This is a genomic window from Allobaculum sp. Allo2 (genome assembly GCF_022701175.1).
Classification (GTDB): Bacteria; Bacillota_I; Bacilli_A; order Erysipelotrichales; family Erysipelotrichaceae; genus Allobaculum; species Allobaculum fili.
In genome coordinates this window covers 2,347,880-2,374,453 of sequence record NZ_CP078088.1, presented here as the reverse complement: position 1 = coordinate 2,374,453, position 26,574 = coordinate 2,347,880, and the positions used below count along the sequence as shown (strand labels likewise).

General features: G+C 51.6%; 29 protein-coding genes, 4 pseudogenes and 1 riboswitch. Of the genes and pseudogenes, 17 read left to right on the top strand and 16 right to left on the bottom strand.

The window, feature by feature from the left end:
• Window positions 1-2: 2 nt before the first annotated feature.
• The 6 genes and pseudogenes from KWG61_RS13650 to KWG61_RS13630 all read right to left on the bottom strand — a co-directional run bounded on the left by KWG61_RS13650 (window position 3) and on the right by KWG61_RS13630 (window position 6,003).
• Window positions 3-530, bottom strand: coding sequence for a hypothetical protein (locus KWG61_RS13650; RefSeq protein WP_242744302.1), 528 nt, complete (start codon window positions 528-530; stop codon window positions 3-5).
• Between the two features lie 186 nt (window positions 531-716).
• Window positions 717-803, bottom strand: a pseudogene (locus KWG61_RS17815) (hypothetical protein); the annotation flags it as partial.
• Window positions 800-2,182, bottom strand: a complete 1,383-nt coding sequence (locus tag KWG61_RS13645) for a glycoside hydrolase family 43 protein (RefSeq protein WP_242744301.1) — start codon at window positions 2,180-2,182, stop codon at window positions 800-802. The pseudogene KWG61_RS17815 and the gene KWG61_RS13645, both read right to left, overlap by 4 nt.
• On the bottom strand, window positions 2,122-3,759 hold the full coding sequence (locus KWG61_RS13640; RefSeq protein ID WP_256460893.1) for an immunoglobulin-like domain-containing protein: 1,638 nt from the start codon (window positions 3,757-3,759) through the stop codon (window positions 2,122-2,124). The genes KWG61_RS13645 and KWG61_RS13640 overlap by 61 nt, the downstream gene beginning before the upstream one ends.
• Before the next feature lie 496 nt (window positions 3,760-4,255).
• Window positions 4,256-5,278, bottom strand: coding sequence for a glycoside hydrolase (locus tag KWG61_RS13635; RefSeq protein WP_242744300.1), 1,023 nt, complete (start codon window positions 5,276-5,278; stop codon window positions 4,256-4,258).
• Complete coding sequence (locus KWG61_RS13630) at window positions 5,275-6,003, bottom strand: hypothetical protein (RefSeq protein ID WP_242744299.1); 729 nt, start codon at window positions 6,001-6,003, stop codon at window positions 5,275-5,277. Before KWG61_RS13630 ends, KWG61_RS13635 begins: the two co-directional genes overlap by 4 nt.
• A gap of 502 nt (window positions 6,004-6,505) precedes the next feature.
• Window positions 6,506-6,670: riboswitch (Lysine riboswitch) on the top strand.
• A gap of 72 nt (window positions 6,671-6,742) precedes the next feature.
• Between KWG61_RS13630 and KWG61_RS13625 the strand changes: the two are divergent.
• The 3 genes and pseudogenes from KWG61_RS13625 (at window position 6,743) to KWG61_RS13615 (ending at window position 9,073) form a co-directional block, all read left to right on the top strand.
• A pseudogene (locus tag KWG61_RS13625) lies at window positions 6,743-7,572 on the top strand (transporter substrate-binding domain-containing protein).
• Between the two features lie 5 nt (window positions 7,573-7,577).
• The gene (locus KWG61_RS13620; RefSeq protein WP_230268290.1) at window positions 7,578-8,324 is read left to right on the top strand and encodes an amino acid ABC transporter permease; all 747 of its coding nucleotides are present in this window, start codon (window positions 7,578-7,580) and stop codon (window positions 8,322-8,324) included.
• Window positions 8,321-9,073 (top strand): amino acid ABC transporter ATP-binding protein, encoded by a 753-nt coding sequence (locus KWG61_RS13615; RefSeq protein WP_230268289.1) that lies wholly within the window; start codon window positions 8,321-8,323, stop codon window positions 9,071-9,073. The genes KWG61_RS13620 and KWG61_RS13615 overlap by 4 nt, the downstream gene beginning before the upstream one ends.
• A 193-nt stretch (window positions 9,074-9,266) precedes the next feature.
• Here KWG61_RS13615 and KWG61_RS13610 read toward each other — a convergent pair whose 3' ends face one another.
• The 3 genes from KWG61_RS13610 to tnpB form a co-directional block, all read right to left on the bottom strand.
• Entirely contained in the window at window positions 9,267-10,625 is a 1,359-nt protein-coding gene (locus KWG61_RS13610; RefSeq protein WP_242743384.1) for a transposase, read from the bottom strand.
• Between the two features lie 38 nt (window positions 10,626-10,663).
• Window positions 10,664-11,107 carry a hypothetical protein gene (locus KWG61_RS13605; RefSeq protein ID WP_242743428.1) on the bottom strand — a complete coding sequence of 148 codons (444 nt, stop codon included), beginning with the start codon at window positions 11,105-11,107 and terminating at the stop codon, window positions 10,664-10,666.
• Between the two features lie 92 nt (window positions 11,108-11,199).
• Entirely contained in the window at window positions 11,200-11,586 is a 387-nt protein-coding gene (gene tnpB, locus KWG61_RS13600; protein ID WP_230268547.1) for an IS66 family insertion sequence element accessory protein TnpB, read from the bottom strand.
• A 270-nt stretch (window positions 11,587-11,856) separates the two neighbouring features.
• On the opposite strand from tnpB, the gene KWG61_RS13595 reads away from it, so the two are divergent.
• From KWG61_RS13595 to gpmI, 6 genes and pseudogenes are all read left to right on the top strand, one after another.
• The gene (locus KWG61_RS13595) at window positions 11,857-12,240 is read left to right on the top strand and encodes a GntR family transcriptional regulator (protein WP_242744298.1); all 384 of its coding nucleotides are present in this window, start codon (window positions 11,857-11,859) and stop codon (window positions 12,238-12,240) included.
• Entirely contained in the window at window positions 12,209-12,568 is a 360-nt protein-coding gene (locus tag KWG61_RS13590; protein ID WP_242744297.1) for an ATP-binding cassette domain-containing protein, read from the top strand. Before KWG61_RS13595 ends, KWG61_RS13590 begins: the two co-directional genes overlap by 32 nt.
• Window positions 12,553-12,900 (top strand): AAA family ATPase, encoded by a 348-nt coding sequence (locus KWG61_RS13585; protein WP_242744296.1) that lies wholly within the window; start codon window positions 12,553-12,555, stop codon window positions 12,898-12,900. Before KWG61_RS13590 ends, KWG61_RS13585 begins: the two co-directional genes overlap by 16 nt.
• Window positions 12,897-13,088 carry a hypothetical protein gene (locus KWG61_RS13580; protein WP_230268417.1) on the top strand — a complete coding sequence of 64 codons (192 nt, stop codon included), beginning with the start codon at window positions 12,897-12,899 and terminating at the stop codon, window positions 13,086-13,088. The genes KWG61_RS13585 and KWG61_RS13580 overlap by 4 nt, the downstream gene beginning before the upstream one ends.
• Window positions 13,089-13,196: 108 nt before the next feature.
• A complete protein-coding gene (locus tag KWG61_RS13575) occupies window positions 13,197-13,757 on the top strand; it encodes a hypothetical protein (protein WP_230268416.1) in 561 nt (186 codons plus the stop codon).
• 191 nt (window positions 13,758-13,948) lie between these two features.
• A pseudogene (gene gpmI / locus KWG61_RS13570) lies at window positions 13,949-15,510 on the top strand (2,3-bisphosphoglycerate-independent phosphoglycerate mutase).
• A 226-nt stretch (window positions 15,511-15,736) separates the two neighbouring features.
• Here the strand turns inward: gpmI and KWG61_RS13565 are convergent.
• Entirely contained in the window at window positions 15,737-16,846 is a 1,110-nt protein-coding gene (locus KWG61_RS13565) for a hypothetical protein (RefSeq protein ID WP_242744295.1), read from the bottom strand.
• On the bottom strand, window positions 16,846-17,163 hold the full coding sequence (locus KWG61_RS13560; protein WP_242744294.1) for a hypothetical protein: 318 nt from the start codon (window positions 17,161-17,163) through the stop codon (window positions 16,846-16,848). The genes KWG61_RS13565 and KWG61_RS13560 overlap by 1 nt, the downstream gene beginning before the upstream one ends.
• Window positions 17,164-17,560: 397 nt before the next feature.
• Here KWG61_RS13560 and KWG61_RS13555 point away from each other — a divergent pair, with 397 nt between their 5' ends.
• Window positions 17,561-17,863, top strand: coding sequence for a thioesterase family protein (locus tag KWG61_RS13555; protein ID WP_242744293.1), 303 nt, complete (start codon window positions 17,561-17,563; stop codon window positions 17,861-17,863).
• A gap of 293 nt (window positions 17,864-18,156) precedes the next feature.
• On the opposite strand, the gene KWG61_RS13550 is transcribed toward KWG61_RS13555, so the two are convergent.
• The 5 genes from KWG61_RS13550 to KWG61_RS13530 all read right to left on the bottom strand — a co-directional run bounded on the left by KWG61_RS13550 (window position 18,157) and on the right by KWG61_RS13530 (window position 21,528).
• Window positions 18,157-19,077 carry a putative glycoside hydrolase gene (locus tag KWG61_RS13550; protein ID WP_242744292.1) on the bottom strand — a complete coding sequence of 307 codons (921 nt, stop codon included), beginning with the start codon at window positions 19,075-19,077 and terminating at the stop codon, window positions 18,157-18,159.
• The gene (locus tag KWG61_RS13545; RefSeq protein ID WP_242744291.1) at window positions 19,014-19,166 is read right to left on the bottom strand and encodes a hypothetical protein; all 153 of its coding nucleotides are present in this window, start codon (window positions 19,164-19,166) and stop codon (window positions 19,014-19,016) included. The genes KWG61_RS13550 and KWG61_RS13545 overlap by 64 nt, the downstream gene beginning before the upstream one ends.
• A 50-nt stretch (window positions 19,167-19,216) precedes the next feature.
• Window positions 19,217-19,882 carry a hypothetical protein gene (locus KWG61_RS13540; protein WP_242744290.1) on the bottom strand — a complete coding sequence of 222 codons (666 nt, stop codon included), beginning with the start codon at window positions 19,880-19,882 and terminating at the stop codon, window positions 19,217-19,219.
• Window positions 19,883-20,239: 357 nt separating this feature from the next.
• Complete coding sequence (locus KWG61_RS13535) at window positions 20,240-21,088, bottom strand: transposase (RefSeq protein WP_242744289.1); 849 nt, start codon at window positions 21,086-21,088, stop codon at window positions 20,240-20,242.
• Window positions 21,085-21,528 (bottom strand): hypothetical protein, encoded by a 444-nt coding sequence (locus tag KWG61_RS13530; RefSeq protein ID WP_242743450.1) that lies wholly within the window; start codon window positions 21,526-21,528, stop codon window positions 21,085-21,087. The genes KWG61_RS13535 and KWG61_RS13530 overlap by 4 nt, the downstream gene beginning before the upstream one ends.
• Window positions 21,529-22,091: 563 nt before the next feature.
• Between KWG61_RS13530 and KWG61_RS13525 the strand changes: the two genes are divergently transcribed.
• The 7 genes and pseudogenes from KWG61_RS13525 to KWG61_RS13500 all read left to right on the top strand — a co-directional run bounded on the left by KWG61_RS13525 (window position 22,092) and on the right by KWG61_RS13500 (window position 26,490).
• The gene (locus KWG61_RS13525) at window positions 22,092-22,229 is read left to right on the top strand and encodes a hypothetical protein (RefSeq protein WP_242745747.1); all 138 of its coding nucleotides are present in this window, start codon (window positions 22,092-22,094) and stop codon (window positions 22,227-22,229) included.
• A gap of 13 nt (window positions 22,230-22,242) precedes the next feature.
• Window positions 22,243-22,608 (top strand): annotated as a pseudogene (locus tag KWG61_RS16515) (PIN domain-containing protein); the annotation flags it as partial.
• Window positions 22,606-23,454, top strand: coding sequence for a 5'-3' exonuclease H3TH domain-containing protein (locus KWG61_RS16510; protein ID WP_367614398.1), 849 nt, complete (start codon window positions 22,606-22,608; stop codon window positions 23,452-23,454). The pseudogene KWG61_RS16515 and the gene KWG61_RS16510, both read left to right, overlap by 3 nt.
• A 903-nt stretch (window positions 23,455-24,357) precedes the next feature.
• Complete coding sequence (locus KWG61_RS13515) at window positions 24,358-25,032, top strand: potassium transporter TrkG (protein ID WP_242744288.1); 675 nt, start codon at window positions 24,358-24,360, stop codon at window positions 25,030-25,032.
• On the top strand, window positions 24,996-25,658 hold the full coding sequence (locus KWG61_RS13510; RefSeq protein ID WP_242744287.1) for a potassium transporter TrkG: 663 nt from the start codon (window positions 24,996-24,998) through the stop codon (window positions 25,656-25,658). The genes KWG61_RS13515 and KWG61_RS13510 overlap by 37 nt, the downstream gene beginning before the upstream one ends.
• A gap of 131 nt (window positions 25,659-25,789) precedes the next feature.
• Complete coding sequence (locus tag KWG61_RS13505) at window positions 25,790-26,320, top strand: TrkA family potassium uptake protein (protein ID WP_242744286.1); 531 nt, start codon at window positions 25,790-25,792, stop codon at window positions 26,318-26,320.
• Window positions 26,290-26,490, top strand: a complete 201-nt coding sequence (locus KWG61_RS13500) for a cation:proton antiporter regulatory subunit (RefSeq protein ID WP_242744285.1) — start codon at window positions 26,290-26,292, stop codon at window positions 26,488-26,490. The genes KWG61_RS13505 and KWG61_RS13500 overlap by 31 nt, the downstream gene beginning before the upstream one ends.
• Window positions 26,491-26,574: the final 84 nt, after the last annotated feature.

Genomic DNA, 26,574 nt, shown 5'->3' with positions numbered 1-26,574 from the left:
GATTAGAAATTCGCTTTTGGATCTTCTGGATTTTTGCGCAGTTTCAAAAGGGTTTGGTTCAGAGCACTGGCCGCGTCATTGACAGCCTTCTGACTGGTCGGATTGTCGATCTGCGCTTTGGCAGCCGATGCAGCCTCTGTAAGAGCCGCTTTTCCATCCGCCTTAAAGAGCGACAGGTTGAGCGACTCATACTTGTTATGGGTCAGCCGGACAAACGTCAGGTCGACCAGCGTGAGATTCGAACGGGCGGTATTAAGCGATTCGAGCGCGGCATCGACCGTCTTCTGTTGGGCGTCGCTGTCATTCAGAACGCGTTTTGCCTGATCCAGAGCGGTATTCAGCGCTTCAAATGAAGCTTTTACATAGCTGTGATTTTCATCGGGACGCAGAGCAAGCTGTTCCGCTTCAATCGCATCGACGCGTGCCTGCAAAGCCTCCTTATCCACCACGATTGGCGCGTCTTCAAAGACAGGGGTGTATTCCTTCATGGCATGAACCGGTCCAAACGCAGGCGTCCAGCCTATGAACACTTTGCCCTCGGGAACAGTAACCTCCGAAGCGGCTGGAGCGAGCGTTTCAGCACTCTGGCCGTCTTCGACATACGCCTTCTTCAGGACAGTTGTTCCGTTTTTGAAGGTGACGCTCCACTGGCGCTTCAGCGCGTCTCTGGCTGCCTGCAGTGCGGAGAGTGCAGCCCTGACGTCCTCCTCACTCGCATTCGGATTAGAAACTGTATTCTGGGCGGCTTCCCGTTTCGCCTGCAGGGCGCTCCAGGTCGAAGGTGTCCAGTCGGTTTCATTCAGGGCCGATACTTCGGCAAGCAGGGATTCGAGCTGGGTCTTATCGGGGCTGGTCTTAAGGAAACGCCGATCCAGGAAAGAATCGGATCCTGATTGTCCGTTTTGGAAAGGGTCAGGGTAATCGTTTCTTCCTGATCAAGATGAATATTGGCGCTGTGCAGCGTTTCTTTCGAACTGGTGACGTTGCAGTCCATGAGTTTGGAAGTGCCTTTGGATGTCGTCACGTCCAGTTTCATCGTGCGGCTGACGCTCCACCAGCCGTTGACGCCGACGTAAATCGTATGGTCGCCTTTAGGAAGCGTCAGCGCATACGAAATCGTCTTGCCGCCTCGCGCCCAGTATCCGCCGGTATACGGGTTTTCCAGACTGGTCTGGGAGAAGGCGACCATGTCGACATCGCCGCTGTTTTCGCCGATTCTCGAGAGCGATCCCCATGTGTTTTCGTCCGTTTTGACTTGTTCGCTGACGGTGTTTTTCATCTGGGAAGAAGACGCGAGAGCGTATTTGTGGGAAAGCGAGTCGGGGTTGTTGCAATCGATCATGTATTCCATGTTTTCCGGAATCAGCTGAACGGAAGCGAAAACCTTCATAGTCTCGTTTTTCGCTTCATCCAGAACGGCAGTGCCGCTAATCGTAACCGTATCGAAGGCTTTATGACTGCTCCACAAATCTTCGTTTTGCCATGTCACCGGATAGCTGGAATGACCGATGGTGACGGTTTCGGGCAGACCGCTCTTGGAGGATGTCGAATACCAGGTGTTTACGGGTTCCGCCTGGCCGTTTGCTTTCATCAGGCGGTCGTATTCTTCGGCCGAAATGGCGATCGGCGTTCCGTGACGGGCGCCGGACGGCATCTTAAAGCCGCTTTCAAGTTTTGTGAAAGTGCCCGAGTCCAGATCGGAAATTTCAAGCGGGTAGTAGCCGATGCCGCCAAAGTCATCCGCCAGCAGGATCCATTTGTCGCTGGCGCTGTCGTCGGCGTTGAGCTTGTAAATGGCCGGACCTTCGACATACTGGTTGGCGTTGAGCGAATCGGAAGCGATGTGGGTGTACTCGCCAAGAAGCGTATCGGATTTTTCCAGGAACAGCGTCTTGGTTTTCGCGCCTAGACTGTTCGTTTCGCCGCCTTCGTTTTTGGTCAGACGGTAGTAGGCATTGTTATGAGCAATAACGGTCGTATCGATTGAAGACTGATCCTTGTCGATCCATACTTGCGGCTCGCTGAACGTGCAGAAGTCACGGGTACGGGTATAGTAGACGCGCTGCTTGGCGTAATTGTCGCCTTTGACTTTGCTGGACCAGTAGACGATGTATTCGCCCGTCAGCGGATCGTACGCAGCTTCCGGGGCCCAGGTGCATCCGGCATCAATCGATGCAGACACTTCGACCAGACGCGGTTCGCCCCAGTCGATGAGGTCATCGGATTCCCAGACGAGCAGGCTTTGCGAGCCGGCTTTCTGGGCGCGATCCCAGTTTCCGTTGCCGTTGATTTTGAGATCGGTGGCGATGATGTAAAACTTGTCGCCTTCGGGAGAACGCAAATGTACGGGTCTCGGACGCCTTTTTCGCCCAGAGACGATACGAGCGAAGGCTTGCCGTCGTTGAGGTCGTTCCAGTTCAGGCCGTCCTGGCTGGCGGAGAAGTAAATCTGTTCGCCGTCGGCTTTTCCTTCGCCGGTGAAATAGGCGAAGAAATAATCCGTCATTTCCTGCTGCTTCGGCGCGGCCTTGATCGTCAGATCAAAGACTTTGGTTTCGGTTGTGTTCTTGTAGGAAATCGTCGCGGTTAAGGTGACGTTCGTATCGCTTGCCGGACGGGTGATGACGCCGGCAGGAACTTTGCCATAACCAGGGACGCTGGCTTCTTTTTCACTCAGATCGAGAATGCCGTTTCCCGATTCGGACATCGACCAGGTAATCGACGCTTTGCCCAGATGATCGGGCAGCCTGATGTTTCCCTTGATGTTGTCGGCGTTCGGAATGGACAGTTCGGCTTTGGCATCCGAAACAATTTTGTCGGGATCTTCGCCGGGCACGTTCAGATCCAGAACATAGGATGTATCGGTGCCGGTGAAGGCTGCGGTGATGCTTGCTTTCGTATCGGCCAGCGGCATCGTGTACTTGCCGTCTGCGGAAATCGCATCATTTTCCGAAACGCTCCAGGTGACGTTCTGTCCATAGACCTGCGCTGGTAAGTTCAGATCGGAGTCGATCGCATCGACGCTCTTGTTTTTGTTTAAAATCGCCTGCGCCAGGGCGGCTTTCATGCAGTCGTCCTTATTGGGCTCTTCCTTCCAGGCCTGTGCGAGCTCTTCGCTGTTCAGGGCCTTGTTCCACACTTTGAAGGAAGCTGCTGCACCGGAGAAGAGAGGATCGGGCGTATAAAGCGATTTTCCGATATAGCCGTCGCGATCGCCGGTTAAAATCTGGCTCCAGTCTTTGGAGTGGTCGAGTTCGGTGACTTTTTCGCCATCCAGATACACTGTGATCGTATAACCGTCCGAGACGATGGTATACGTATTAAACGCGGTGTTCGAGGCGACTTTGTCGGTATTGACGGGCAGACGGGTTTCACCGCTTTGCGAGATGGCGGCAAGAATTTTATCCGTGTAGCCGCCCTGTCCGCTCTTTGGCGTCAGGAAGAAATAGTTGTCGACGTTTGGCCATACGCCTTCCTTGCTGCCAAGCGTCAGCAGCCAGTGGCTGGATGTCTGCGGCGCATAGGCGCTCAGGCTGATCGTAAAGGCGTTTCCGTCTTCGATCATGCCCTTGGGCAGCGTGACGTAGCCGTTCTGGCTGAAGCTTAAAATCGAGGCTTCGCCATAGCTTGCGCTGTCGGCACTGTCCAGGCTGGTCAGAGGCGCATCCAGCCCATAGCCGGACTGATCGCGCAGAGCGCTTTCTCCGTCCTGGACATCAAAGGAGAGATCGGTACGCAAAGCGCCGCTATCTTCCAGCATGCGTTTTGGCTTGCCGATGCCTTCGATGATGTACGTCGTAATGGAATTGGCTTTCAGATTTGCGGTTACGGAATGATCATCTTTCGAGGCGAGAGCTTCTTCGCTGACGTCTTTCCATTTTTCGCCCTCTTCCATTGAGCCGCTCGTACGGATCGCGGTGACCTTGCCTGGCGCATGACTGAAATCGCCTAGGTTGAACTGCATCGTCTGTGCGTCGGCTTTGTCGTTGATGGCGACGATGACGGCTTTCTGCTCGTCGGGGTCATAGGCGCAAAGCGTACTGTCGCTGGAAGCGAGAATCGTATAGCCCGGACGGATGTAGCGGGTGAACTGGCCAAAGCCGTAGTACTTCATGGAAAGGGCAAGGCGGCCGGTGTTATGATCGGCAGCCGCGACGCCCCAGTAGCCGCCGGTCTGACCGTTCCAGCCGAGATCTTCGAGCGTGGCTTTATCAATGCCATTGGAAGACGAAATCCAGCTCTGGCCGTATTCGGAATTATCGGCATGCTTGTCGATCAGATTCCAGAAAATCCAGGCGGAGCAGTTGAGGCCGTTGACATCGGTAATGATGCGCTTGCCAAGACCTAAAGCCGCGCTCATTTCGCCGGCATTGCTTCCGGCGGTAAAGCCGCCGTCCACTTCGCTCATCCAGAGATTTTCTCTTCTTTTTCGCTAAAGCCTGCAGACCGGCACGGTTGCTCCCGCCATACGTGTGCGTATCGATGCGATCGACTACGGTTTTTGCTTCGCTGCTGAGTGCGTTGTACGTGGTGATCTGCGTATCGATGCTCGTTTCATCAGACGCGCTCAGCTGGAGATCAATGTTCTTTTCTTCCAGCTTTGCGTTGAGACGGACCAGAATCTGCGAAATGGCGTTTGCGTCGAAATGGCAGCCTTCCTGTTTGCTGGAATAGGCGCCCCAGTAATCGGTATTCGGTTCGTTAAACGCCGACGCGCTCTCAAACGTCACTCCGTTTTGATGGAGATGTTCGATGACATCTGCCATGTACGTTGCAAAGGCGTCGTAGCTGTCTGTGCGCAGGTTGTTCTGACTGGCGGTGTAGTTTCCGGAAGAGCAGAGCGATTCCGTCATGAAATACGGCGGGGAATTGGAGAAAATTTCCGCAATGAAATCCTGACCGGACGCCGAAGACGCCGCCTTGAGCACGTTCAGCTGATCCTTGTCGGCCTCCCAGTCATAGTTCCAGGCATATCCGCAGTCTGGATCGGCCCGGGTGAAGTTTTCTACATACCAGCTGAGCGGGTGTTCCTCGGTAATGACGATCGGGGTGATGTTGGTGCAGTAGCCGGGGACTGCGGAGTCCGAGCGAATAATGTGGCTCTGATGCAGTCCGGGATCCTGCGTGCCGTCTTCGAGAACCTGATCCTCCGGGATGACCGCCATCTCGATGTAGTCGTGCATGTACGTGTTGGAAGAAGCTGTGTTTCCTCCAAGCTGCAGCGTGTTTTCGCCCTGAGCCAGTTCCACATTTTCGAGAACGGCTATATAAAATTTCACGTTCCCTGTACGGCCATGATGTTCTTTTCGATTTCCTCTGTGGAAGCGGAGTAAATTTTGTCGTGATTGACTTGCAGGGAAACGCCGCGGTTGTGCGTACCGTCCAGTTTAACCAGCACTTTGACGGTATACGTTCCGGTTTTTTCTGCCTGAACGGTATACGTCAGCATGTCCGCATTGCCTACCGTGCCGTTGATCGGTCCGATCCAGCCGATTTCCTTAAGAGTGCCAAGCTTTGCGCCTTTGAGAAGTCCGAGATCGCGGTCCGTTTTCTGCCAGCGCGTCGAATCGTTGTACGTCTTCGAAGAAATCTGCATTTTGGATCCGCCAAAGGACGGCGCGCTTCCTTCTTCGAGCGTGCACAGAACGGCGTTTTCGTTTGGAGAGAGCGAAGCGATCGTGCTGTCTCCGCCGCCCAGGTTGTAGCGGCCGATGTTCAGATCGAGTCCGTCATCGGAGAAAAACTTCTCTGCCGTGTCCGAAGTCAGGGCTTCGCTTGAGCCGATGCGGTTGGCCCACCAGCAAAGCGAAGTGCCCCAGCCTTCGAATTCGCCCAGGCCGTCGCCGTCCGTATCGTGAAACGGAGACGCTTTGGCAGCCTGTACGCGAACCGTCTGATCCGGAGCGCTTTCTGCAGCCGAAATCGGGAGTACAAAAGCGGAAATGCTTTGCATCGCCATGGCGCCGGAACAGAGCAGACTGAGCAGTCTGTACCTTTTGTTCATATCTTTCCTTTCCTGCTTTTCAGCAAGAAGCCGCCCGGGTCTGCATGGCCTGAAAACGCACAGGCCGGGGGAACAGAGGCAAGCGGCTCCATCTTCTTTATTTTGGCCGGTTAAGCGGTTACATTCAACGGATGTTTAAAAATGGACGTATTCTCATTGCGGATTGTCTATTCGTTTTTGAAGCAGCCGTTTTCGCGGAACGATTTCAAACGACAATTTCAGACGACATGGGAAAGGACGGTCCAAAGGGCGGATGCGCAGACCGAGCGAAAAGGCGAACGGCTATAAAGTTTTGGTTCTGTCCGGCAAGGATGAACGATGGCAAACTGATTGGTTGAGGAAAGCAGACAGAATGAGAATAAAGGACTTTTTTCAGGAAAGAGTGTTCAAAAGGAGAAAATCCCGTCCTTTTTGCGCCGTGAGGGTGCCGGTTCTGGATTTTTGGGGATCCGTTTGACAGGCTATCGGGGGCTTGCTAGTATGAGTGCAACATACGAAACAGGAAAAAGATAGAGGCAGCGGTGCAGAATAGTACCTTTTGGAGAAGGCATTCGAAGAAGAAAGGGAAAGGCAATCATCGCCGAAAGACAGGTCCGGCAGGGGCTGATCTTGGGCTGCAGGGAAATACTTTGCAGACTCCTTCGGTCGAAGAGGTGTTATCTTAACTTCATCTTTTTGACTGCGGATACCGCAGTTTTTTCATTTCTGATTTTCGTTTGAATAAGGAGAAGAAAAATACATGAAAAAATCATCGATTGCAGCAGCGGCCATTGCCATGATGATGCTTGCCGGATGCTCATCTGCACCAGCGCAGACCAGCGACAGTTCCAATACCTTTACCGTCGGCATGGAATGCGGCTACGCCCCGTTTAACTGGCAGACCACAACCGAAACCGATACGACGGTTCCTCTGGCCAGCGGCGCCGGCTACTGCGACGGCTACGACGTTCGCATTTCCCGCAAGCTCGCCGACGAAATGGGCAAGGATCTTGTCATTAAAAAATCGACTGGGACGGCCTGCAGCCAGCCCTTGAATCCGGTGAAATTGATGCCATCGTTGCCGGAATGACCGCAAACGAAGAACGTGAAGAAGGCATTGACTTCACAACCCCGTATTCCGAAAGCGAAATGGTCATGATCGTACCGAAGGATTCCGAAGCCGCTTCCTTTACCGATATTCAGCAGTTCTCCGGCCACAAAGTCATCGGCCAGAAAAACACCAACTACGATACCGTCATCGATCAGATCGACGGCGTTATCCACGTCGTTCCAAAAGCACGCTATCCGGAGCTGATTCTGGCTCTGCAGTCCGGAGAAGCCGAAGCGATTACCGCTGAGCTTCCGGTTGCCAAAGGTATCGTGCAGGCCAACCCGGATCTGACGTACATCACGTTTGAAGACGGCAAGGGCTTTGATGTCGATACATCCGTATCCATCGGTCTGAAAAACAATACCCGCGATACCGAAAGCTTCAAAGCCGTTCAGGACGCTTTAGACAAAATCACAACCGAAGAGCGCGAATCCATGATGCAGGATGCCGTACTGAACGCGCCGACGACTGGTGAATAAGCCGTATGAGTATTGACTGGTCTTACGCCTGGCGGGCGCTCGTCAATAACTGGCCGATGTTCTGGCACGGTGTCGAAGTTACGATCGCCTTTGCGATCGTCGGCACAGTGTTCGGTTTTCTGATCGGTCTGATTGTCGGCGCCATCCGCTCCGTTCCTGTTGATCCGCTCGATTCTTCCTTCATGAAAGGACTGAAGAAGTTCGGACGCGGCATCACCGGCCTGTACATCTGGGTTTTCCGCGGTACGCCGATGATGATTCAGGCCTGCTTCATTTATTACCTTCTGCTTCCAGTCATTCACTGGAATGCGATTACGGCCGGTTTTGTGATCATCTCGATCAACACCGGCGCCTACATGGCTGAAATTCTGCGTTCTGGCATCCAGTCCGTAGATCCCGGCCAGTTAGAAGCCTGCAAAGCGGTCGGCATGTCCAGCTTCCAGGCCATGGTCTCGGTTATTTTCCCGCAGGCCATCAAAAATACCTTCCCGGCTATCGGCAACCAGCTGATCGTCAATCTGAAAGACTCCTGCATGATGAACGCTATTTCCGTAACGGAGCTGTTCTTCCAGTCGTCTTCCATCGCGGGAAGCAACATGCGTTTCGCGGAAATTTACCTCGATACAGCCGTTCTGTATCTGGTTCTTACGACGCTCGCTACCTGGCTGCTCAGCTTCATTGAGCGCAGGATGAACGCCCGCGAAAACGAAGGAAAAGAAAAGAAGAAACTTTTCATGGAGATGTCCTCATGAGTGAACCTGTAATTCGTGTCAGTCATTTAAAGAAGAGCTTTGGCAAGCAGGAAGTTCTTCACGATATCGACTTCTCCATTAACAAAGGCGAAGTAGTCTCCATCATCGGATCTTCGGGATCCGGCAAGAGTACGCTTCTTCGCTGCATCAACCTGCTCGAAATCCCGGATTCGGGAACGATCACGTTCCACGGTCAGGACATTCTCAAAGGCGATCTGAACGGCTATCGTTCGAAAGTCGGCATGGTTTTCCAGAACTTCAACCTCTTTCAGAACAAGAGCGTTCTGGACAACTGTGTTCTCGGTCAGCGCAAGGTGCTCAAGCGCTCCAGGGAAGAAGCGGTCGCCATCGCCAAAACGCATCTCGATCGCGTAGGTATGTCGAACTTCCTCGATAAGGGAGCCACCAAGCTTTCCGGCGGTCAGAAACAGCGCGTCGCGATTGCCAGAGCACTGTCCATGGATCCGGAAGTGCTGCTGTTCGATGAACCGACGTCCGCGCTCGACCCGGAAATGGTCGGCGAAGTTCTCGAAGTCATGAAAGACCTGGCCAAGTCCGGTCTGACGATGATCGTCGTAACGCATGAAATGCAGTTTGCGAAAGATGTATCCGATCGCGTCATTTTCATGGATCAGGGCGTCATCGCCGAAGAAGGCACGCCGGATGAAGTCTTCGAACATCCGAAAAACGAAAGAACGAAACAGTTCCTTTCCCGCTTTCGCCAGACGACGCTTGAAAAAGAAGACTAGAACCGACTCTGTTCTCTCTTCAATCTGAATTTAAATCGCTCGGTATGACCCGTTGAGGTCATGCCGGGTTTTTGTGCCCAAAACGGAGGGGACTGGACGGAACGTAAGTGTCAAACAATCGACGGGTATACGCGAGACTGAATATTAGATACGCTAAACGGGATCCCTTTCGAGATTCCGCTTGGCGTATTTTTTATTCTTCATCGTTTTCTTCATACTTCGGATCCGGTCCACGGTATCCAATTCGAAGATATTCAGGTAAATCCTTTGAATACGGCAGAAGTGACTTCAATACATCTACCGCGATTTCATCGTCTTTGAACCATTTGAGTTCATCCAGAACGTACTCCATGTAGCGCTCTGGATTTAAGTCGTTCATTTCAGCCGATCGAAACAAAGTCATAAACGCTGCGACGACTTCCGCACCTTTGATACTCTTCGTAGTCTGGAAGTTTTTGCGATTGATCACGAATGGCTTTACGGCTCTTTCTGCCACATTATTGTCGATCGGATAATCACCGTCTTCCAGGTACCTTCCCAGCGAGTTCGCTCGATCCATGAAGTACTTGGCTGCTCTGTAGGCGGTGCTTCTTTCCTCGAATCCACTCTGAATCTCCATCATGACTCTTGTGAGTCTTTCAAAGCAGGGCTTTGAAAGTTCCTGCCGAACTTCGGTTCTCGCCTCGTGCGAGTAAGAAGCAACGTGGGATTCGATGTGGTAGAGCTTCCCGAACAGAGACAGGGCTGTGAGCAGAATCTGGAGACCCGGACTTGGTTCGGGTCTCTCTGTTTCGTCCAGCTGGGCTGCCGCTTCTGCGGCCTCTTCGTCGTTCTCCAGTGTGGTCTTTTCCCACTTCAGGACGTCTGCCTGATACTGCGCGAAGTCTGACCGGACTTTGATGGCTTCGAAGATCTTTCTTCTCGCATGGGCCATACAGTTGAGCTTTCTGCAGGGGCCATAGTAGTTGGCATATGCATAAAGCCCGTCTGTCATAAGGGCATGACGAAAAGAACCGCCAAGGAGGGCGATTACGAACTCCTGTTTCTTGTAAGGGAAAAACTTATAGACAGCCATCTGGTTCTCTTCATAGATTCCGCTGACGGCGACAACCATAGAAGACTGTTTTCGATCTTTAACCTCCGTGCACTTTAAAACCGTCTCATCCATATGGACGACGTTACAGTTTGGGAGATCCTCAATCATTTGTTTTACGAGGGGCTTCAGATAAAGATCGTAAGTTTTTTCCAGGATGTTGCCCATGGTCTGACGGCTGATCGGCAGTCCCGTGAGACTCAGGTGCTTTTCCTGACGATAGGCCGGGGTTCCCATTACGAACTTATCGTAGGCAATTCCCGCGACCATAGAGGAAGTTGCGACACTCTTGTCGATCAGTGCAGGCTCGTCAGGTTCGGCGGTGCGGATGATGGCTTTCCCGTTTTCATCCGTACACTTGTTTGGGCACGCGACTGTCTCACGCAGCACTTCTTCCAGCCTATAGCGAGCGGGAATCCGATGAATCCTATAGTGACGTTTCATTCCAACAGTTTTCATCTCACAGCCGCAAACTGGGCAAATGCGCTTTTCCCCTTCTACACTGAAGGTAGTGGTTTCTTTGACCGCTTCCTGCTTTCTGCACTTGGTGGAAGGTTTTTCTTGCTTCCTTCAACAGAACTGAGCTTTAAATCTTCAGCTTCTTTACGATAGCGGTCTCCCTCTTCCTGATATTTCGCAGCCCGGTTAAAACAAACATCGGCTTTCAGATCAAGCTGAGCCAGCTGTTTATTCAGAATATTGATATCTGGGCCGCCGTCCTCGTTTTCAGAGTAATCCAGTTTCAAGGGAACCATCTTTTCCGTAGAAGGACCAAAGCGGCCGCTTTTCACGGCTTTATTGATTTCTTTAGCGAAATAGAGATCCAGGTACATATCCTCAATAAATTTGTCTTTCTCTTCTTCCGTCATGGTGCTGATCTGATGATGAAGATCTTCGAGGAGCTCGTTGCGGATTGTCTGGTAAGGGTTCGGCACATTCATGTATTAATTTTAACATATTTAGAGCGATAGATAAAGTAAATGGGATGATTTATCTTGATATTCCTTCAAGAAAATCATCCTTTTAAATTGGTTTAAACATACTTATAAGTTCGTGGCAGAAATGCCGGCTGGGGAACAATCGACAGACCGGAAAGCAGAGAAGCCAGCTGCGAACAGTCAATTCGCATGAAGTCGGACTGGTCAGTGCTGACAGGCCACTGAAGGGAAGATCTGGAGAGTCGCTTATAAACAAGCCAGAATCCATTTCCGTCACGAAGGATACCTTTGATCTTGTTCTTCTGTCGATTAACGAAGAGAAAGAGGGATCCATCCAGCGGATCCAGAGCGAGAGGTCCTTGAACCAGGGAGACGTAACCGTCAATTCCTTTGCGAAGGTCAGCAGGCATCTGAGCCAGATAGATGTTTTTAACTTTGGAGAAATCGATACCGAGATCGATTGCAGGGATGATTGATTCCATGAAAAAGCCTCCTTGAATAAAGGAATTATCCCAAGGAGGCGGTCGAGAAAATACCCGTCTTTTATTTGACGCTTACGACGGAACTGCACGAATCAGAATCCGCAGGCGGTCATGGATTCGGCCTAAAATAGACGCATACTGCGTCGGGTATACAGTTTTGATTCCGTGGCGAAACGGGAAATACGGCCCGACAAAGGCATTGACATCGGAAATGCCAAGCTGTATCTTTGTATTACCCAAGTGATACAGATAAGACAGAGGGAAGAGATTATGGACTATTCATTTCGAAACGACTCGCCTGTATATCTGCAGCTGGCTTCTATTCTCGAAGGCGCCATCGTTCGGGGAGAATTCGCCCCTGGCGATAAGCTGCCGTCCGTTCGGGAAATTGCACTCGAAAGCCGGACAAATATCAATACTGTTCAGAAAGCGCTGGCCAGGCTGGAGAGTCAGGGCCTGATTGAAACACGGCGTACCAGCGGAAAGTACGTCTGCGACAATCCGGAAACCCTGGCAGGACAAAAGAGAAGCCGCAAAACGCTCTGCGAAACGTTTTTGCGTGGAATGCAGGCTCTTGGATTTTCCGCGTCAGAAAGCATCCGCCTTCTGAAGGAAGGAGTAAATGATGGAACTGAACGTTCGTCATCTCAGTAAATCGTATGGAAACCGCCCGGTGCTTCAGAATGTGTCGTTTACGCTCGAACCCGGACAGATTACCGGTCTGCTTGGCCCGAACGGCGCTGGAAAAAGTACGCTGATCAAGTGCATCAACGATCTGCTCGTCTATGAGCAGGGAGAGATTTCCGCCGATGGAAAGAAGCTGGATCCCTCGGATCATCTGCGCATTTCCTATTTGCCGGAAAAAACGTATCTGGATTTGAACGCCAACGGAAAGGAAACTCTTCGCTTTTTTGAAAAGTTCTATCCGGATTTTGATCGCAAAAAGCCTGCCGGCTCATGGAAGCGATGGATCTGGATCTGAATCAGCCGATTAAATCGATGTCCAAGGGCATGCAGGAAAAGCAGCAGCTGATTCTGGTACTAAGCCGCAAGGCCGAACTGTATATTCTCGATGAGCCGATCGGCGGTGTCGATCCGGTCGCGAGACAGAAAATTCTCGATCTGATTCTGGAACATTCCAGTCCGGAAGCATCCATTCTGATCAGCACGCATATGATCGGCGAAATTGAACGCATCCTCGATCGGGCGCTCATTTTGCGGCACGGAAAAATCGTTCTGGACGAAGACGCGGATACGCTTCGTCAGAAACAGGGAAAATCGCTGGAACAGATTTTCGTGGAGACACTGCTATGAAAAAACTGACCGAAACCTTTACTGCCCAGATCGGAAAGCGTCTGCTTCCGGTCTGGCTGATTCAGCTGATCGTTTATAGCGTATGGCTTATTCTGGTCAGTCTGGACTGGAGCGGCCGCTTTTATTCGCTGCTCTGTCATCTGCTTTTGATTGCGGTATTTGTGATGAGCGCGGCGCTGGTCTTCTAAGCGTTTTTTCAAATCTGGAAGCTGTTTGCGGACTGCTTTTACAGCGCCAGAGCGTATCTCATTCGTACGCTGCCTTACAACCGGAAAACCATTTACTGGTCCTGGTTTGTGACGAGTCTGCTTACGCTTCTGCTTCTGATCGCGCTTTTTACGGCTATGGTGGCCCTGCCGTTTGTTCTGCACGATTTCGCGGAAATTCAGACTGGGGGCATTCTGGATGTCGATGCACGCCAGATGGTCCTGGCGTTTGTCATTGAGGTGATTGTCCAGTGGATCGCCTATATGCTTTCCGGCGCCTTCGGCATAGCCTATGGCCACAGAAACGGCCGCTCGGAGTGGCTGATTTTCATCGCGACCGGCATTGCGTGTGCGCTGATCGTACAGCTGACTGCGGCGGGCCTGCTGTTTGTGTTCGAACCCGGTTTCATTTCACTTCTGGACAGTCCGACAATTCAAGGCGCGGATCTGGTTCGAATCATTTACAAGATGGCGCTGGCCTTTCTGCTTCTGGATGGCATACTGGCTTTTCTTTGCGCAAGACGCGTGGAAAAGCACGCGGATGTGGAGGAAGTCCGGTCGCCTGAAATCCTTTTGAAACGTCTGTATGGAAGAAAACGTTTTTCGCTTTTGAAGTATGTGTACAAAACGGCGCCTGTTTCTCTCGAATGAAACAGGCGCCGCCGTTTTAAAAGCGGCAGGCATGCCCGGTGAAAAGAAGGCTTTTAAGCAAACTATCCATGCCTGAAAATGCGGGCAGAAAATTGGTTTTTCAAGGCGGGTCGAAGCGCATATCGCTATAATAAAGAGGATAAACCAGGAGGAAATATTGAAATGGTTAAAAACCTGTAGTTCTTGTTGTCATGGACGGCGTAGGTCTGTCTGACAACGTTCTTGGAAATGCCGTAAAAATGGCATACAAACCGCATCTCGACAAACTCTGGGAAACCTGCCCGCACACAGAACTGCGTGCGCACGGTCTGGCTGTAGGTCTGCCTACAGACGGCGACATGGGCAACTCGGAAGTTGGTCACAACGCCATCGGAAGCGGACAGATTTACTCGCAGGGTGCCAAACTCGTTAACGAGAACATCGAATCCGGCGAAATGTTCGAATCCGCTGCATGGAAAGAACTCGTAAACAACGTAAAGGAACACGATTCCACCATGCATTTCCTTGGCCTTCTTTCGGACGGCAACGTTCATTCCCATATCAATCATCTGAAGGCTCTGATCGCTCAGGCGAAAAAGAAGGCGTGAAACGCGTACGTCTGCACATCCTGCTCGACGGACGTGACGTTCCGGAAACGAGCGCACTGAAATACGTCGATGAAATCGAAAGCTTCATGAACGATCTCAACGATGCCGACTTCGACGCTCAGATCGCTTCCGGCGGCGGACGCATGAAAATCACGATGGACCGTTACGAAGCCAACTGGCCAATGGTTGAAGAAGGCTGGAAGATTCACGTGCGCGGCCTTGGACGCAATTTCAAATCCGCAACCGAAGCCATTGAAACGTACCGTGCAGAAACCGGCGTCGTTGACCAGGACCTGCCAGGCTTTGTCGTTGTCGATGAAAACGGCGATCCGAAAGGAACGATCAATGACAACGATTCCGTTATCCTCTTCAACTTCCGCGGCGACCGCGCTCAGGAAATTTCCATCGCTTTCGATGCCGATGAATCGTTCGACAAGTTCGATCGCGTAAAAGTTCCTAACGTAAAATTTGCGGGCATGCTGCAGTACGATGCCGATGCGCAGATTCCGAAGAAATACCTCACGGAACCGCCAAAAATCCATTACACGCTGACCGAACAGCTCGTTAATGCCGGCATCAGCGAATACGCCATTTCCGAAACCCAGAAATACGGTCACGTAACGTACTTCTGGAACGGAAACCGTGCCGCTAAGTTCTCCGAAGAACTAGAAGAATACGTAGAAATCGAATCCGATGTAATCCCGTTCGAGCAGCGTCCGTGGATGAAATCCGCTCAGATTACCGACAAGCTCTGCGAAGCCATCCGTTCGGGCAAGTACGACTTCCTGCGGACGAACTATCCAAACGGCGACATGGTTGGCCATACCGGCAGCCTGGAAGCCACAATTATCGGTGTCGAATCCGTTGACCTCGCCCTTGGCCGCGTCATCGAAGCTGTTAAAGCCGTAAACGGCGTTCTGCTCGTTACCGCCGACCATGGCAATGCCGATGAAATGTATGAGAAGCCAAAGAAAGCCGGCGCTCCGCTCAAGGCGAAAACTTCCCATACCCTCAACAAGGTTCCGTTCATCGTCTACAACTACGACTGCAAGCTCAAGCAGGACGATGACATGGGTCTTTCCAACATCGCAGCAACCGTCTGCGAAATTCTTGGCGTAAAACCCAACGAACACTGGAGATCTTCCATCATCGAATCCGCAGAATAATCGAAAGAGCTGCGGCTCGGTCGAACCTGTTTGATGCATTCAAGACCTCTCTGCCTGAAGATCTTTTCCAGATCCAGAAGGACAGAGAGGCCTTTGCTTTTGCGCCTGGAAAAAGCAGGCAGGGATGCAGAAAAGGCGCTGGTACGCTTTGATCGGGTTTCGATCGATGCGCTGCCAGCGCCTCTATGGGTTTAAAAGGTCTGTAAACGATTGGAAAGGGGAACGGCTACCGTCTTCGAAAACGGCCAGAGCGGCGTCCCGCAAAATCGGATTCGGGGCCGTCTGCATCTTCGTTGTCCTCTTCCTCATTTTCCTCATCAAGGGGATCATCGTCTTCATAAATTTCAAACTGGACGCCCTCTTCACTGACGTCATAGTTTTCTTCCTCATCTGAAGCCGGCCGGCTGCGATAAGGATCGTAAATATTGGGAAGCCGGAATGCCGGAAACACCATGATGATCAAAACCGCGTAGCGGACGAGTTCAAAAATCAGAAACAGAATGAAGGCGCTGTCGGGGTAGACGGTCGTATCGCTTTTCCAGTAGCGATACAAAATGAACAGGCCATAGGTGAGAATCAGAAGCTGACCGCCCAGAGCCGCGTACAGACTCTTTTTCGAGCCCGGGTATTTTAAATAGTAGAAGAAAATCGGCAGCGTCCATAAGGCGGCGGTCAGAATGCATAAGGTAAACATCAGACCAGTCGCGAAGACGGATCCGTTGTCGATGGAAACGAATCGGTTCTGGAAGAGATGCACCAGAATCGGAAAGACGATCAGCTCGCCATATACCCCGATCGCCATGCGAATGGCGGCTCTTGGATATTTCGAAGACAGTGCCTTGCGGGCTCTGGCCTGCCGTTCAAGCCGAAGCTGTTCTTCACGCTCTGGATTTCCCTGCAAATCGGGGGAAGACTGTGCGGAGCGCGCGGTCTGGCGACTGGTTTTTCTTTCCTGTGCTTCCCAGTCCGCTTGCGAACTTCGCGGGGATGCGCTTGAGAAGTCCGGGTCGGGCCGGTTTCGAAGCGGGGTGCGAGAAGGCTGGGGCTGCGCAGAGTTCGATCCGTAATCCGCTGCACCATTCGTTTGAAAGCCGGCGGACCGTGCCGGAGCGCTTCTTCGTGTCTCCGGCTGCACAGCGGTCTGTGCTCCCGGTCGGGTCGGCGATGGCTGCCGGTGCGCTTGTGCGGAAGCGGCTCTGGCCTGCTGCTCCCGAGCACGGCGGGCGTTTCGGGCACGGGCCTGATCTCTTCGCTGCTCTTCCTGCGGAAGGAAGAGAACGTGGTCGTAATAAATGCGGCCAAACCAGGAATCAAAGAGCCAGTTTTTAAACCACATCAGTAAAAGCCTTTGATCAGAACGAGCGCGCACCAGACGAGATAAAACACAAAGAAGCTGGTGTGCCGGAAAAGGTCATAGACGAGCCAGCCCGCAAACAGAAACTCGGCGGCAATGCCCAGATTAAACAGCGAGCGGGACGCTTTTTTGCCAAACGCGGCTAGAAAGAAGATGCCCAGCCACATGGCCAGCTCCACAAACAGCGTCATCATGTACAGCGAGTTGAAATAGGGCGGTTTGGAAAAGAGCGGCTGGTTTAAAATGGAATACAGGGCCAGCGAGCAGATGCAGAGAATGCCATAGCTCAGTATGAGCATGCTCTGTATGCGCTGCTTCGCTTTTTTAAATAGTAAAGGTCTTCTCGACGGCGTGAAGGCGCCGGAGAAGCGCGTCGTGTTGAAGAATTTTGTCTTGGATTCATACCATTAAGCGTAACACGATCCAAAACATCATTCCAATGCGTCGAAAAGGACTGTTTTGTTAAACTGTACAAAGAACGGGTCCGTTTTAAGACGGCGAAAAAGAGAAGCTGCACCTAGAATTTGTCGATCGGAATGTCTCGAGAAAGAGAGCTTTTCCTCCGCAATGAGGTCATATGGCGGGCAAAAGAGATCGCGAAAACGGGTGAAGCCTGAACGTAAAAGGAGAAAAGACAATGGCAGAAATGTATTCCGTAATTTATCGAACGGTAGATGAGAAGGGCTGGCGTGCGCCATGAAAAGCGGCGCGCTTGAAGTTCTGGCTACGCCGCAGATGATCGCCTGGATGGAAGAAGCCAGCTGCTTGCTGAACGATGTGGAAGAGGGATGGACCACCGTCGGCATCCATATGGATACGACGCACGACGCACCTAGTCCTCTGCATGCCCGCATTCGCATCGTCAGTCATCTTCTCGAAAAGAAGGGCCGCATTTCCAGATTTGAAGTCAGCGCCTGGCAGGGCGACAAATGTCTGGGTAAAGGTCATCATGAACGGGTGGACGTGAACGCGGAAAAATTCATGAGCCGTCTGAAGTAAGGTGCCGGCCTGCCAGCCTCCCGACGGAACGGCGGCGTTTCGCCCTTCGGCTTTTCTGGTTTCAAAAAGCGGGCATCTAATATAAAGCGGGCATCAAATATTATATAGAAAGCAAATATAGACTCTGGAAGAAACTGCAGATCCAGAAGCGAATACAAAACGAAAACATACGAAGACCAAAGCCCGGCTGTTCATGGGAAAACCTATGGAACCGCCGGGCGTTTGTGTATCGTTTTGAATCGTTCTGGAAAAAATGGATATCCGTGCCAGGAATCGGGAGAAAGGCATTTTCCTCACGCAGCTTGCGTCGCAAGAAGGCCTGCTCTTCTGAAAGAACAAGGCAGGCAATGCAGGCGGGCGACCGGCTCTTCGTACACTTCATCCGTATACGGAGCAGCCGGAATGGACAGCGCCTGAAACGCAGGTTCTAACGGATACAGCCGGTCGGGGTGACCGTCGATCGTATTGATCGCATACGAAGTCTGACCGCCATCGAGAACGCCCTGAATCTGGGCCTGGAGCGTCTGGGGAGACATCAAGCCAAAGCCCTGCAGGGATACGCAAAGACTGCTGTCGTATTCCTGCGGCGGATATTTGGCGAGCTGACTCGTGAATGCCTGCAGCACATCGTGCGCGCTGCCGAACACTTCGATGCCGTAGTTGGCGCTTAACAGCTGCAGATTTTGTAAATAGGGAAGCACGTACAGACGGTTAGCCGCCTGCCGCATACCCTGAAAGGACTGTCCGCTTTCCAAATTGATTTCGTCGTAAACGGCATCCGGTTCCAGCGTCGCCCCAGTATAGACGTGCTTTTCTTCCAGCAGATTGCGCGCTTCATACAGAAAGCCGTCAATTTGTTCGGTGCGCCCGGGCAAATTCGGATCGGTCAGACCGGCACTGCCTGCGGGAAAGCGCAGCGAATCAAACTGGATTTCCTGAAAGCCGATCGAGCAGGCTTCCAGCGCCAGATCGAGATTGTACTGCCACACCCTGTGCTCATACGGACTGGTCCAGTACGATCCTTCCAGCAGAGCCGGCGTACCGTTTTCCTCACACAGGGCAAGATCCGGCCGGCTCTGGGCGAGAAGGGGATCGAGGAACGTTTCCAGGCGGGCGGCCATAAAAATGCCTTTGGCTTTCAGGCGGTCGACTAAAGCGCGGAAACTGTCCATATCGATGGCCCAGGGCTGGGCGGCATCGATGTCATCACCCAAAAGGCAGAAGCGGTATCGGAAAGATAGGACAGCTTTCCGTTTTCATCCTTGAGCGTAACGATCAGCGTGTTGAAGTCGTTTCGTGTCATATAGTCTTCAATCTGGGAAGAATAGTCGAACAGAACAGGAAGGGAAACGTTCAGAGCGCGTTCCGGATCGGGAAGCGAGTTTTCTTTCCAGTCCGGCTGGGGTAGGCTTCCTTGCCCAGAGAAGCAGCTTCGGGTATGTCTTTCTGGAATTCTTTGGCGGGTGCTGTCGACGCATTGGAATAGGCCAGCCACAGCACGACAGAACCGGGAATATATCCAGTCAGCGGCTGGAAAGAAGCGTCATCCTCTGTTGAATTCGGTAGCGTTTCGATCTGATACCAGCGCAGCAGCCCGGCACTCGCATCGTAATCGTCGAGATCAGCGTCGATCACTTTAAAGGGCGTGCCCGGCTGGATATACGCTTCTTCGAGCGGGCCGTCCTTGGTCTTGCGCAGCCAGACTTTGCGATTGACGCTTGCGCGCGAAGGTGTCATAGCCTGGAGCTGATCGCGTGAGAGATGGGAATTATCGATTTCGAGAATCTCTCCGTCGGCTTCGATGCTCGAAAGGTGTGCCCCGCCGGCAACCAGACGCACTTCCTGTCCGCGCGTGAGCGAAAACTGTCTCGTCTCGATTTCACCGTTTTCAATGTAGGGCGAATCAATTTTCAGAATCGGGGTTTCGCTCTGTATGTAGCGGACTGGATACATCCGCTCATGCAGAAAGGGAAAGAAGGTCAGCGAGACGACGATCGAAGCAATGGCGAGCGAGCCCATAAGAAATGTCAGGCATGCGCGTCGTAATAAAGAATTCCTGTTCATCATTCTCAATTTACCACAATCCCAAAATAAACGTAAATATGGCCAAAAAGGGTGAAGACAGCCAAAATGAACCGAAAAAGAAGGCATGGAGTGGGGAACCCTGATCAAATTTAGCAGATTTTTGGTTTTTATCTCTTTTATAACAATGTCATTAAGTTAAGGAGGGATAAAAATCGTATACCCTGTTCATGAGCGTTGTCATTTCTTATATTTTGCGTCTCAGGCATGACGAAAAGGATGATTTTCTACCTGTTGAAAAAATCATCCTGATGACTTTTCGGTTTTCAAATCTGTCACTTCTTCTTTCTGGTATCAGCTCTTCCTTCTCTGATCGGAGATATCCTGGCCAGAAGAAGATCTTCCAGTGTACTCAAGCTGATTCTGGCTTTTTGAACAGCCACTGTTGAATCGTTTTGATGATGAATCCGAAATCTGCCTTCTGCTTGTGCTTTTGGCCTGAGCGATGCGCTTCTGGTGCTGACGAGATCTTTCTACCTTGTTGCGCAAACGGGAACAAAGATTGTAGAGAGTCATTTTGGCATAGATCTCTGCCTGGACCAGATCAAGCTTCCTTGAATGAGTCCATTCAAGATCGGTGTTTCGTTTCAGTCCCCTGAAGCCGACTTCAACCTGCCAGCGCAGACGGTAGATCTGCTTGATGTCCTCGGTCCCAAACTCAGCTTCCGACAGATTGGTGCAGACGGTAATGAATGATTCATTCCCTTCGCAGGCAGCTTTGAACCTCACAACCCTGATATTTAAAGGGAGTTCAGTCGTTTGACCGTCAAATTCAGGCTGCTTCCTGTACGAAGAGATGTACTTATAGACATCCCAATGGTCTTTGACATGCCTGTTGTTTTTACTGGTCAGAATCACATTGAAAGGAATGTCATACTCTTCTGACTCGGGAGTCTTATAGTACTTGAGAATGCTTGTAGATGATGTCTCGTCTTTGATACGTATGACAAAAGGGACATGTTCCTTCTGCAGGCGATAGAAAGACATAAGAGCTTCGTATCCCCGATCAGCGATGAAGATGGCTTTCTGAAATGAAGAACGCTGAGCGAGTTCAAGAAGAGCTGAATCTTCATTCTTCTCAGAGCCGGGTTGAAGCAGCGCGTCAGTAAAGACGGAGTTGAGGGCGTCGAATTCGGCATTCAAATGAACAAAGTGCCTCTTCTTGCCTTTTTAGAAGCGCCATAGGTGATGTCATTGTCCTGTTCAGGAAGAACTTGAATCTCGCTTCCATCTACAGCGAGGAGGCGATAACCCTTGAAGGTTTTAACATCAGAGCTGGAAGTTGCCTTGTTAAACCGATTGAAGACGTTTTTATAAAGTGAAGAGTTGATTTTGGAACGGGCCTGAGACACAGCAGAGGCTGAAACAGATGATCCGCCCTTAAACAGGATCCAGGGAAAGGAAGCAGCGAGGGATTCCTCTGTCAGCTGAAACGGAAGAAGGACAAGCTCATGCAGGTCAATCTGCCGCTTACGGGTGAAGGCGGACTGAGAAGTAAAATTGGCAGGGTTCGCCGTTTCTGAGCTGATGATATTGAGGAAGGTGTTTCTGAAGAAAGAACATTCTTTGGCGATAGCAGTCATAGGGAAAACTCCTTTAAGTTCTCCCCATCGGCTGCGAAGCAGCCGCGCGGCGGCAGAAATTTGTCAATAGATTTTTAGAAAAAGTGAAAAACTCGAATCATTCGAGATTTGACTTGAAGAGTAGAAAAAGACCACATCACTGCTTAACGCTGATGTGGTCTGAGAAATCTTAACTTAATGACATTGCTTTTATAAAAGAGAAAAACTGCCTGGCCTGCGCAGACAAAACGAGAAAAATCGACATCTGAAAAAGACGATTGGGCCTGTGAAAGTGCGGGAGCCGGGCAAAGAATGAAAAGGGAAGAAGTCTGGATAGAGTTGAAAAAATCGGACAGTATGGCATTATGAAGACTCTGCCGGACTATAGTTCTTAAGCATATAAAACAATACAATGCGGTGAATAAATTCATAGAATCACGATTTCTTCTGTGGAAGTCTGATGTGATTGTTCTGTTATGACAGGGCTGTCGGAACAGCCGGCTGGTCTGCGCTTTTCCAATAAGACCATGCAAAACGCATCGCAAAGCCTGGCGGAAATTTCTAATCTTAAGGAAGGAGAAACCATGAAACCTGAATCAGAATATCTTCTGATTATTGACGGGTCTTCACTTCTTGCAACCAGCTATTTTTCTTCTTTGCCCAAAGCCATCCGCAAGGAAAAAGACGAGGAAAAAAAGAGGAACTTTACTCGAAACTGTTAAAAGAGACGCTGACGGCCGCTACTGCGACGCGATTGAAGCGTTTTTTCATACGATTTTTACGATTCTGACGTACCAGAGGCCAACACATCTGGCGGTCTGCTGGGACGTAAACCGTCACACTTTCCGCAAATCCATGTGGCCCTCCTATAAATCCAATCGATCCAGTACGCCGACCCCTCTGGCCGAGCAGTATCAGACCGCCTACACCCTGTGTCAGGAACTTGGAATTGCCCAGTTTCAGCACCCGGATTATGAAGCGGATGATTTTGCGGGCAGTCTGGCTGTGCAGATGGAAAAGCAGCTGCCGGTCCGCCTGCTGACGCGGGACAAGGACTACTTCCAGCTGATCAGTCCCCGCACCAAAATCTGGTACGGCATGTCCGACCGCGACAAAGTGCATGCCTGGCGCACCAAATACAATATGCCGGCCGGACTGCCCAGCCGGGTGGTCGAAGTGGACGACCAGGTTCTTGAAGGCGAGTTTGGCTACAGCGCCAGCTGCGTCTGCATGATGAAGGCGCTGATGGGCGACCGCTCCGATAATATTCCCGGCGTTCGCGGCATCGGGGAAACCCGCGCCGTCGCGCTCGCCCGTCATTATTCGAGTGTCGAAGACCTGTATCGGGCCATCGATCGCGCACAGGATCCCCGCGCACGCAAAACACTGTTTGCGACGTGGCGAAGCTGGGGCATTCGAAAGAATCCCTACTCATGTCTGACCCGCAAAGGCGGCGAGAATGCTCATTCCGCAAGGGAAATGGCCGAGCTCTGCTACGTGCTGGGAAAAATGAAAACCGATCTCGTGCTCCCCATGCCCGGCGGCTATCCCGGCATGCGGCTGAAAAAGGAACACCTGCAGTTTTCGCTGAACGCACGCGATGCCCAGTCGATTTTGGAACAATATAATATTGAACTGAACATTCGCCTGCGCCCGTCCGCCCTCAAGCGTATGGAGGCGGCTTCTGCGTCGGCTCGATCGGCAAAAGGTTCGTCGGATTCCAGCCGCAAAAACGGCCGCTCGGGATCATCCAGTTCGCGTCCGAACCCCGTAAAGACAGCGGAAGGAAAGCGTTCGAATTCGAAAAAGCCGAATGTGCACGATCCGCGTACGAAAAAACGTCCGCCTGGAACGGCAAGCCGGCTGGTAAGAAAAATGAGCGCAAAGCGGCCGAAACGGCCCGGATGGAATCGAGAAAAACGATGGACGCCGCAAACCTTCGTATAAAAATTCGTCTGCCTCTTCACCAAAGGGAAACTGGACGAAGAAAAACGGCTCCGGTCGCGTCCAGAACACGAAAAATGCAAACGCGTATTCTCCAAAACAGACGAAGTCGTCTTCAAAGTCTGGTGCGGCTATGAACGAGACGAAAGCGATGAAAACGTCCAAAAACGCGCGCTCGTATCCAAACGGCCCCAGACGCTCTTACAGTGAGGGCCGCGTGCAGGAACCCGGACGTTCGGCGGGTTCAAAACGAAGAAAAAGGACGCGTATCCGTCCGCAAACGCGTCCTCCAAAATGACCGGAGCTTTGCCGGTTATGCAAGAAAGACCTCAGCTGTCTGATCAGTAATCCAGCTGTTCAGACTGTACATATCAAATTCGAACGGACAGAGCCGGAGGAAAAACCTCCGGCTTTTTCCATGCATCTTTTCATGGACAGAACCTGGTGCAGACTGCCTCTTTGTTTCTCAGAAAATCCAGGAGGCGACAGAGGCTGAAAGCTGTCTCCGGCAGGAGCGCTTCCGCAGCAGAAAAGACAGAGCGGAATAGCGATAAAAGAAATCGACTGTCCGGCGAAGGCGCCAAAACCATGGGCGCTTCCCGTTGTTTGAGGCGGATCGTGCTATATTGTTGATGTCCTGCACGTTGGCAAAAAAGCAGAACTGCCAGAAATTTGCTTTTTCAAAAGAAGAAATTTTCAGGGATGCCCGCCTCCATTTGAGAAACCGTCTGGATTCGGGTGTATCCTGCGGTATCGTTCTGCAGCGTTCGTATTCCCTTTGAAATGATTTGAAGGGCATGCGTTTTCTGTCGCTTTGCAGGGTTTTGTTTTCCCGTCGAGCCTGGACTCGATGGTCACAAGGATATCTGGTATGACATTTCTAAGGAAAAAAGGTTAGGCTTTACGATGCACAAGTGGTTTAACCGGACGCCCCAGGCCAGACTTCTGGCCGGCGGCTTTGGTCTGGTCATTCTGATCGGCGCCATCCTTCTCATGCTTCCCATTTCACTGATGCCGGGAAAGCAGCTGAATTTTCTGGATGCGCTGTTTGAAGCCACGAGTGCCGTATGCGTAACGGGTCTGACGGTAGTCGTCCCCGGACAGACCTTCAATTTGTTTGGACGATTCGTTCTGGCGATTCTGATCCAGATCGGCGGTATGGGCGTTGTCCTGCTGGGCATTTTGCTCATACGCGTCGCTGGCGGCAAAATGGGTCTGAAAACGCGGTCCCTGTTTGTCGCCGCCCAAAATCTGACCGACTATTTCGATTTGCAGAAGCTGGCGACGATCATTTTGCGCATCACCTTTACGTTCGAAGCCATCGGCGCGATCTGCCTGTGGTTTCCGCTCATGCGCTACTTTAATCCGCTTCAGGCATTTGGCCATGCCTGCTTTCTTTCCGTTTCCGCGTTTAACAACGCCGGCTTTGACGTGTTTGCAGGCGGGGATTCGCTGATTCCCTTTGCGGGAGACGTCGCTTTCTGCATGACGATTTCCATTCTGGTTATTATCGGAAGCTTCGGCTTTCTGGCGCTGATCGATTTGTGGAAGAAAAATTCTGCTGGCGCAAGCTGTCGCTGACGACGAAGATCGCCGCGTTCATGACGGTCTTCCTGCTCAGTGCCGGAACGATTCTGCTGAAGTTCACGACCGGACAGACGTGGCTCGAAGCCTGGTTTCAGTCGGTCATTGCCCGAACCGCCGGCTTCGCGTCCTATCCGCTTTCCGCGTTTTCCAACGGCGCGCTGCTGGTATTCATCGTTCTGATGTTTATCGGCGCCTCGCCAAACTCGACGGGCGGCGGTATTAAAACGACAACCGCCTTTGTGATCGGCCTGAAAGCCATCTCCTCGAGTACGGCCCATGATGAGGACAGCTGCTTTTTCCGCAAAGTCCCCAATCTGGTATTCACGCAGGCATTCACCGTTCTCTTTTACGGACTGATGGTCGTCTTTATCGCGACCTTTCTGATCTGTGTAGCCGAAAGCCATCTCGCGCTTTCTGACGTGCTGACGGAAGTCGTCAGCGCCTTTGCGACCGTCGGAAGCAGTACCGGCATTACCGCGTCGCTGCAGCCGGTATCGCGTGTGATTCTGATTGTCGTCATGTTTACCGGCCGACTTGGTCCGGTGACCATTGCCAACCTGCTCGTGACCAGCCGCGCCCATTCCGCTTCGTTCACCGAAGAAAATGTGCTGATCGGCTGATCCATAAGATAAAGAAAAACTGCCCGCCCAGAATGGACAGGCAGCCGGTATAGAAATGAAGCCCGTGACGGAATCGGTAAAAATGCGTTCCGCGAGGCTGGAAAAGTGTTTTTGGGGAAGGAAGATACTTCATGTTCTTTAAGCAAAACAAACAGGAAAAATCGATCGAGATGCCCTCGCAGGGCACATTCGTCATAATCGGGCTGGGCCGTTTTGGTTCCGCCGTTGCGCAGACGCTCGTTGCCAACGGGCAGGAAGTCATCATTGTCGATAAAGATCCGGATCGCGTACGGGAACTGCGCTATCTGACGGATTACGCCTATGTCATCAATCATCTCGATCAGAAATCGCTCGAAGAAATCGGTGTGGCCGACTGCAGCGCCGCGATCATCGCGATCGGTTCGCAGATGGATGCCAACATTCTGGCGACGCTCTACTGCCTGAATCTGAAAGTGCCTACGGTCATCGCCAAAGCCAACTCCAAGGACCAGGGATCGATTCTCGAAAAGATCGGCGCGAAAGCCGTCTACCCGGAATGGGAGATGGGGAGCGGCTGGCCAACCAGCTGTCCAACAAGCGCGTCATCGATTACTTCTCTGTATCGGGAAATATCGATATCGCCCAGATCGAAGTGCCGCACAATTTCATCGGCAAGCCGCTGAAAGATCTCGCACTTCGACAGAAATACGGCATCTCGATTATCGCCATTCAGAAAGGCGATGAAACGATCGAGGAAATTGATCCGAACTACGTATTCGAAGACAATGAAACGATCATCGTCATCGGATCCAACGAAAATATCCGCGTTTTCGAACAATCCAACGCAGACTGATTCAATGGACGGCAGAAGGCTGGTGCAGACAGAACAGAAGAATTTGTTCTGTACCGGATTTCTGCCATCTTTGTTTGATAGAAT

Excerpts from the sequence above, each read along its gene's own strand:
- KWG61_RS13630 (WP_242744299.1), bottom strand. The coding sequence starts at position 6,003 with ATGAACAAAAGGTACAGACTGCTCAGTCTGCTCTGTTCCGGCGCCATG.
- KWG61_RS13640 (WP_256460893.1), bottom strand. The coding sequence starts at position 3,759 with ATGCTGGAAGATAGCGGCGCTTTGCGTACCGATCTCTCCTTTGATGTC.
- KWG61_RS13545 (WP_242744291.1), bottom strand. The coding sequence starts at position 19,166 with ATGACACGAAACGACTTCAACACGCTGATCGTTACGCTCAAGGATGAA.
- tnpB (WP_230268547.1), bottom strand. The coding sequence starts at position 11,586 with ATGGAATCAATCATCCCTGCAATCGATCTCGGTATCGATTTCTCCAAA.
- KWG61_RS13610 (WP_242743384.1), bottom strand. The coding sequence starts at position 10,625 with ATGAAAACTGTTGGAATGAAACGTCACTATAGGATTCATCGGATTCCC.
- KWG61_RS13620 (WP_230268290.1), top strand. The coding sequence starts at position 7,578 with ATGAGTATTGACTGGTCTTACGCCTGGCGGGCGCTCGTCAATAACTGG.
- KWG61_RS13590 (WP_242744297.1), top strand. The coding sequence starts at position 12,209 with ATGATGGAACTGAACGTTCGTCATCTCAGTAAATCGTATGGAAACCGC.
- KWG61_RS13595 (WP_242744298.1), top strand. The coding sequence starts at position 11,857 with ATGGACTATTCATTTCGAAACGACTCGCCTGTATATCTGCAGCTGGCT.
- KWG61_RS13525 (WP_242745747.1), top strand. The coding sequence starts at position 22,092 with ATGAAACCTGAATCAGAATATCTTCTGATTATTGACGGGTCTTCACTT.
- KWG61_RS13555 (WP_242744293.1), top strand. The coding sequence starts at position 17,561 with ATGAAAAGCGGCGCGCTTGAAGTTCTGGCTACGCCGCAGATGATCGCC.
- KWG61_RS13615 (WP_230268289.1), top strand. The coding sequence starts at position 8,321 with ATGAGTGAACCTGTAATTCGTGTCAGTCATTTAAAGAAGAGCTTTGGC.
- KWG61_RS13505 (WP_242744286.1), top strand. The coding sequence starts at position 25,790 with ATGTTCTTTAAGCAAAACAAACAGGAAAAATCGATCGAGATGCCCTCG.
- KWG61_RS13515 (WP_242744288.1), top strand. The coding sequence starts at position 24,358 with ATGCACAAGTGGTTTAACCGGACGCCCCAGGCCAGACTTCTGGCCGGC.
- KWG61_RS13585 (WP_242744296.1), top strand. The coding sequence starts at position 12,553 with ATGGATCTGGATCTGAATCAGCCGATTAAATCGATGTCCAAGGGCATG.
- KWG61_RS13605 (WP_242743428.1), bottom strand. The coding sequence starts at position 11,107 with ATGAATGTGCCGAACCCTTACCAGACAATCCGCAACGAGCTCCTCGAA.
- KWG61_RS13580 (WP_230268417.1), top strand. The coding sequence starts at position 12,897 with ATGAAAAAACTGACCGAAACCTTTACTGCCCAGATCGGAAAGCGTCTG.
- KWG61_RS13530 (WP_242743450.1), bottom strand. The coding sequence starts at position 21,528 with ATGACTGCTATCGCCAAAGAATGTTCTTTCTTCAGAAACACCTTCCTC.
- KWG61_RS13560 (WP_242744294.1), bottom strand. The coding sequence starts at position 17,163 with ATGCTCATACTGAGCTATGGCATTCTCTGCATCTGCTCGCTGGCCCTG.
- KWG61_RS13565 (WP_242744295.1), bottom strand. The coding sequence starts at position 16,846 with ATGTGGTTTAAAAACTGGCTCTTTGATTCCTGGTTTGGCCGCATTTAT.
- KWG61_RS16510 (WP_367614398.1), top strand. The coding sequence starts at position 22,606 with ATGTCCGACCGCGACAAAGTGCATGCCTGGCGCACCAAATACAATATG.
- KWG61_RS13540 (WP_242744290.1), bottom strand. The coding sequence starts at position 19,882 with ATGGGCTCGCTCGCCATTGCTTCGATCGTCGTCTCGCTGACCTTCTTT.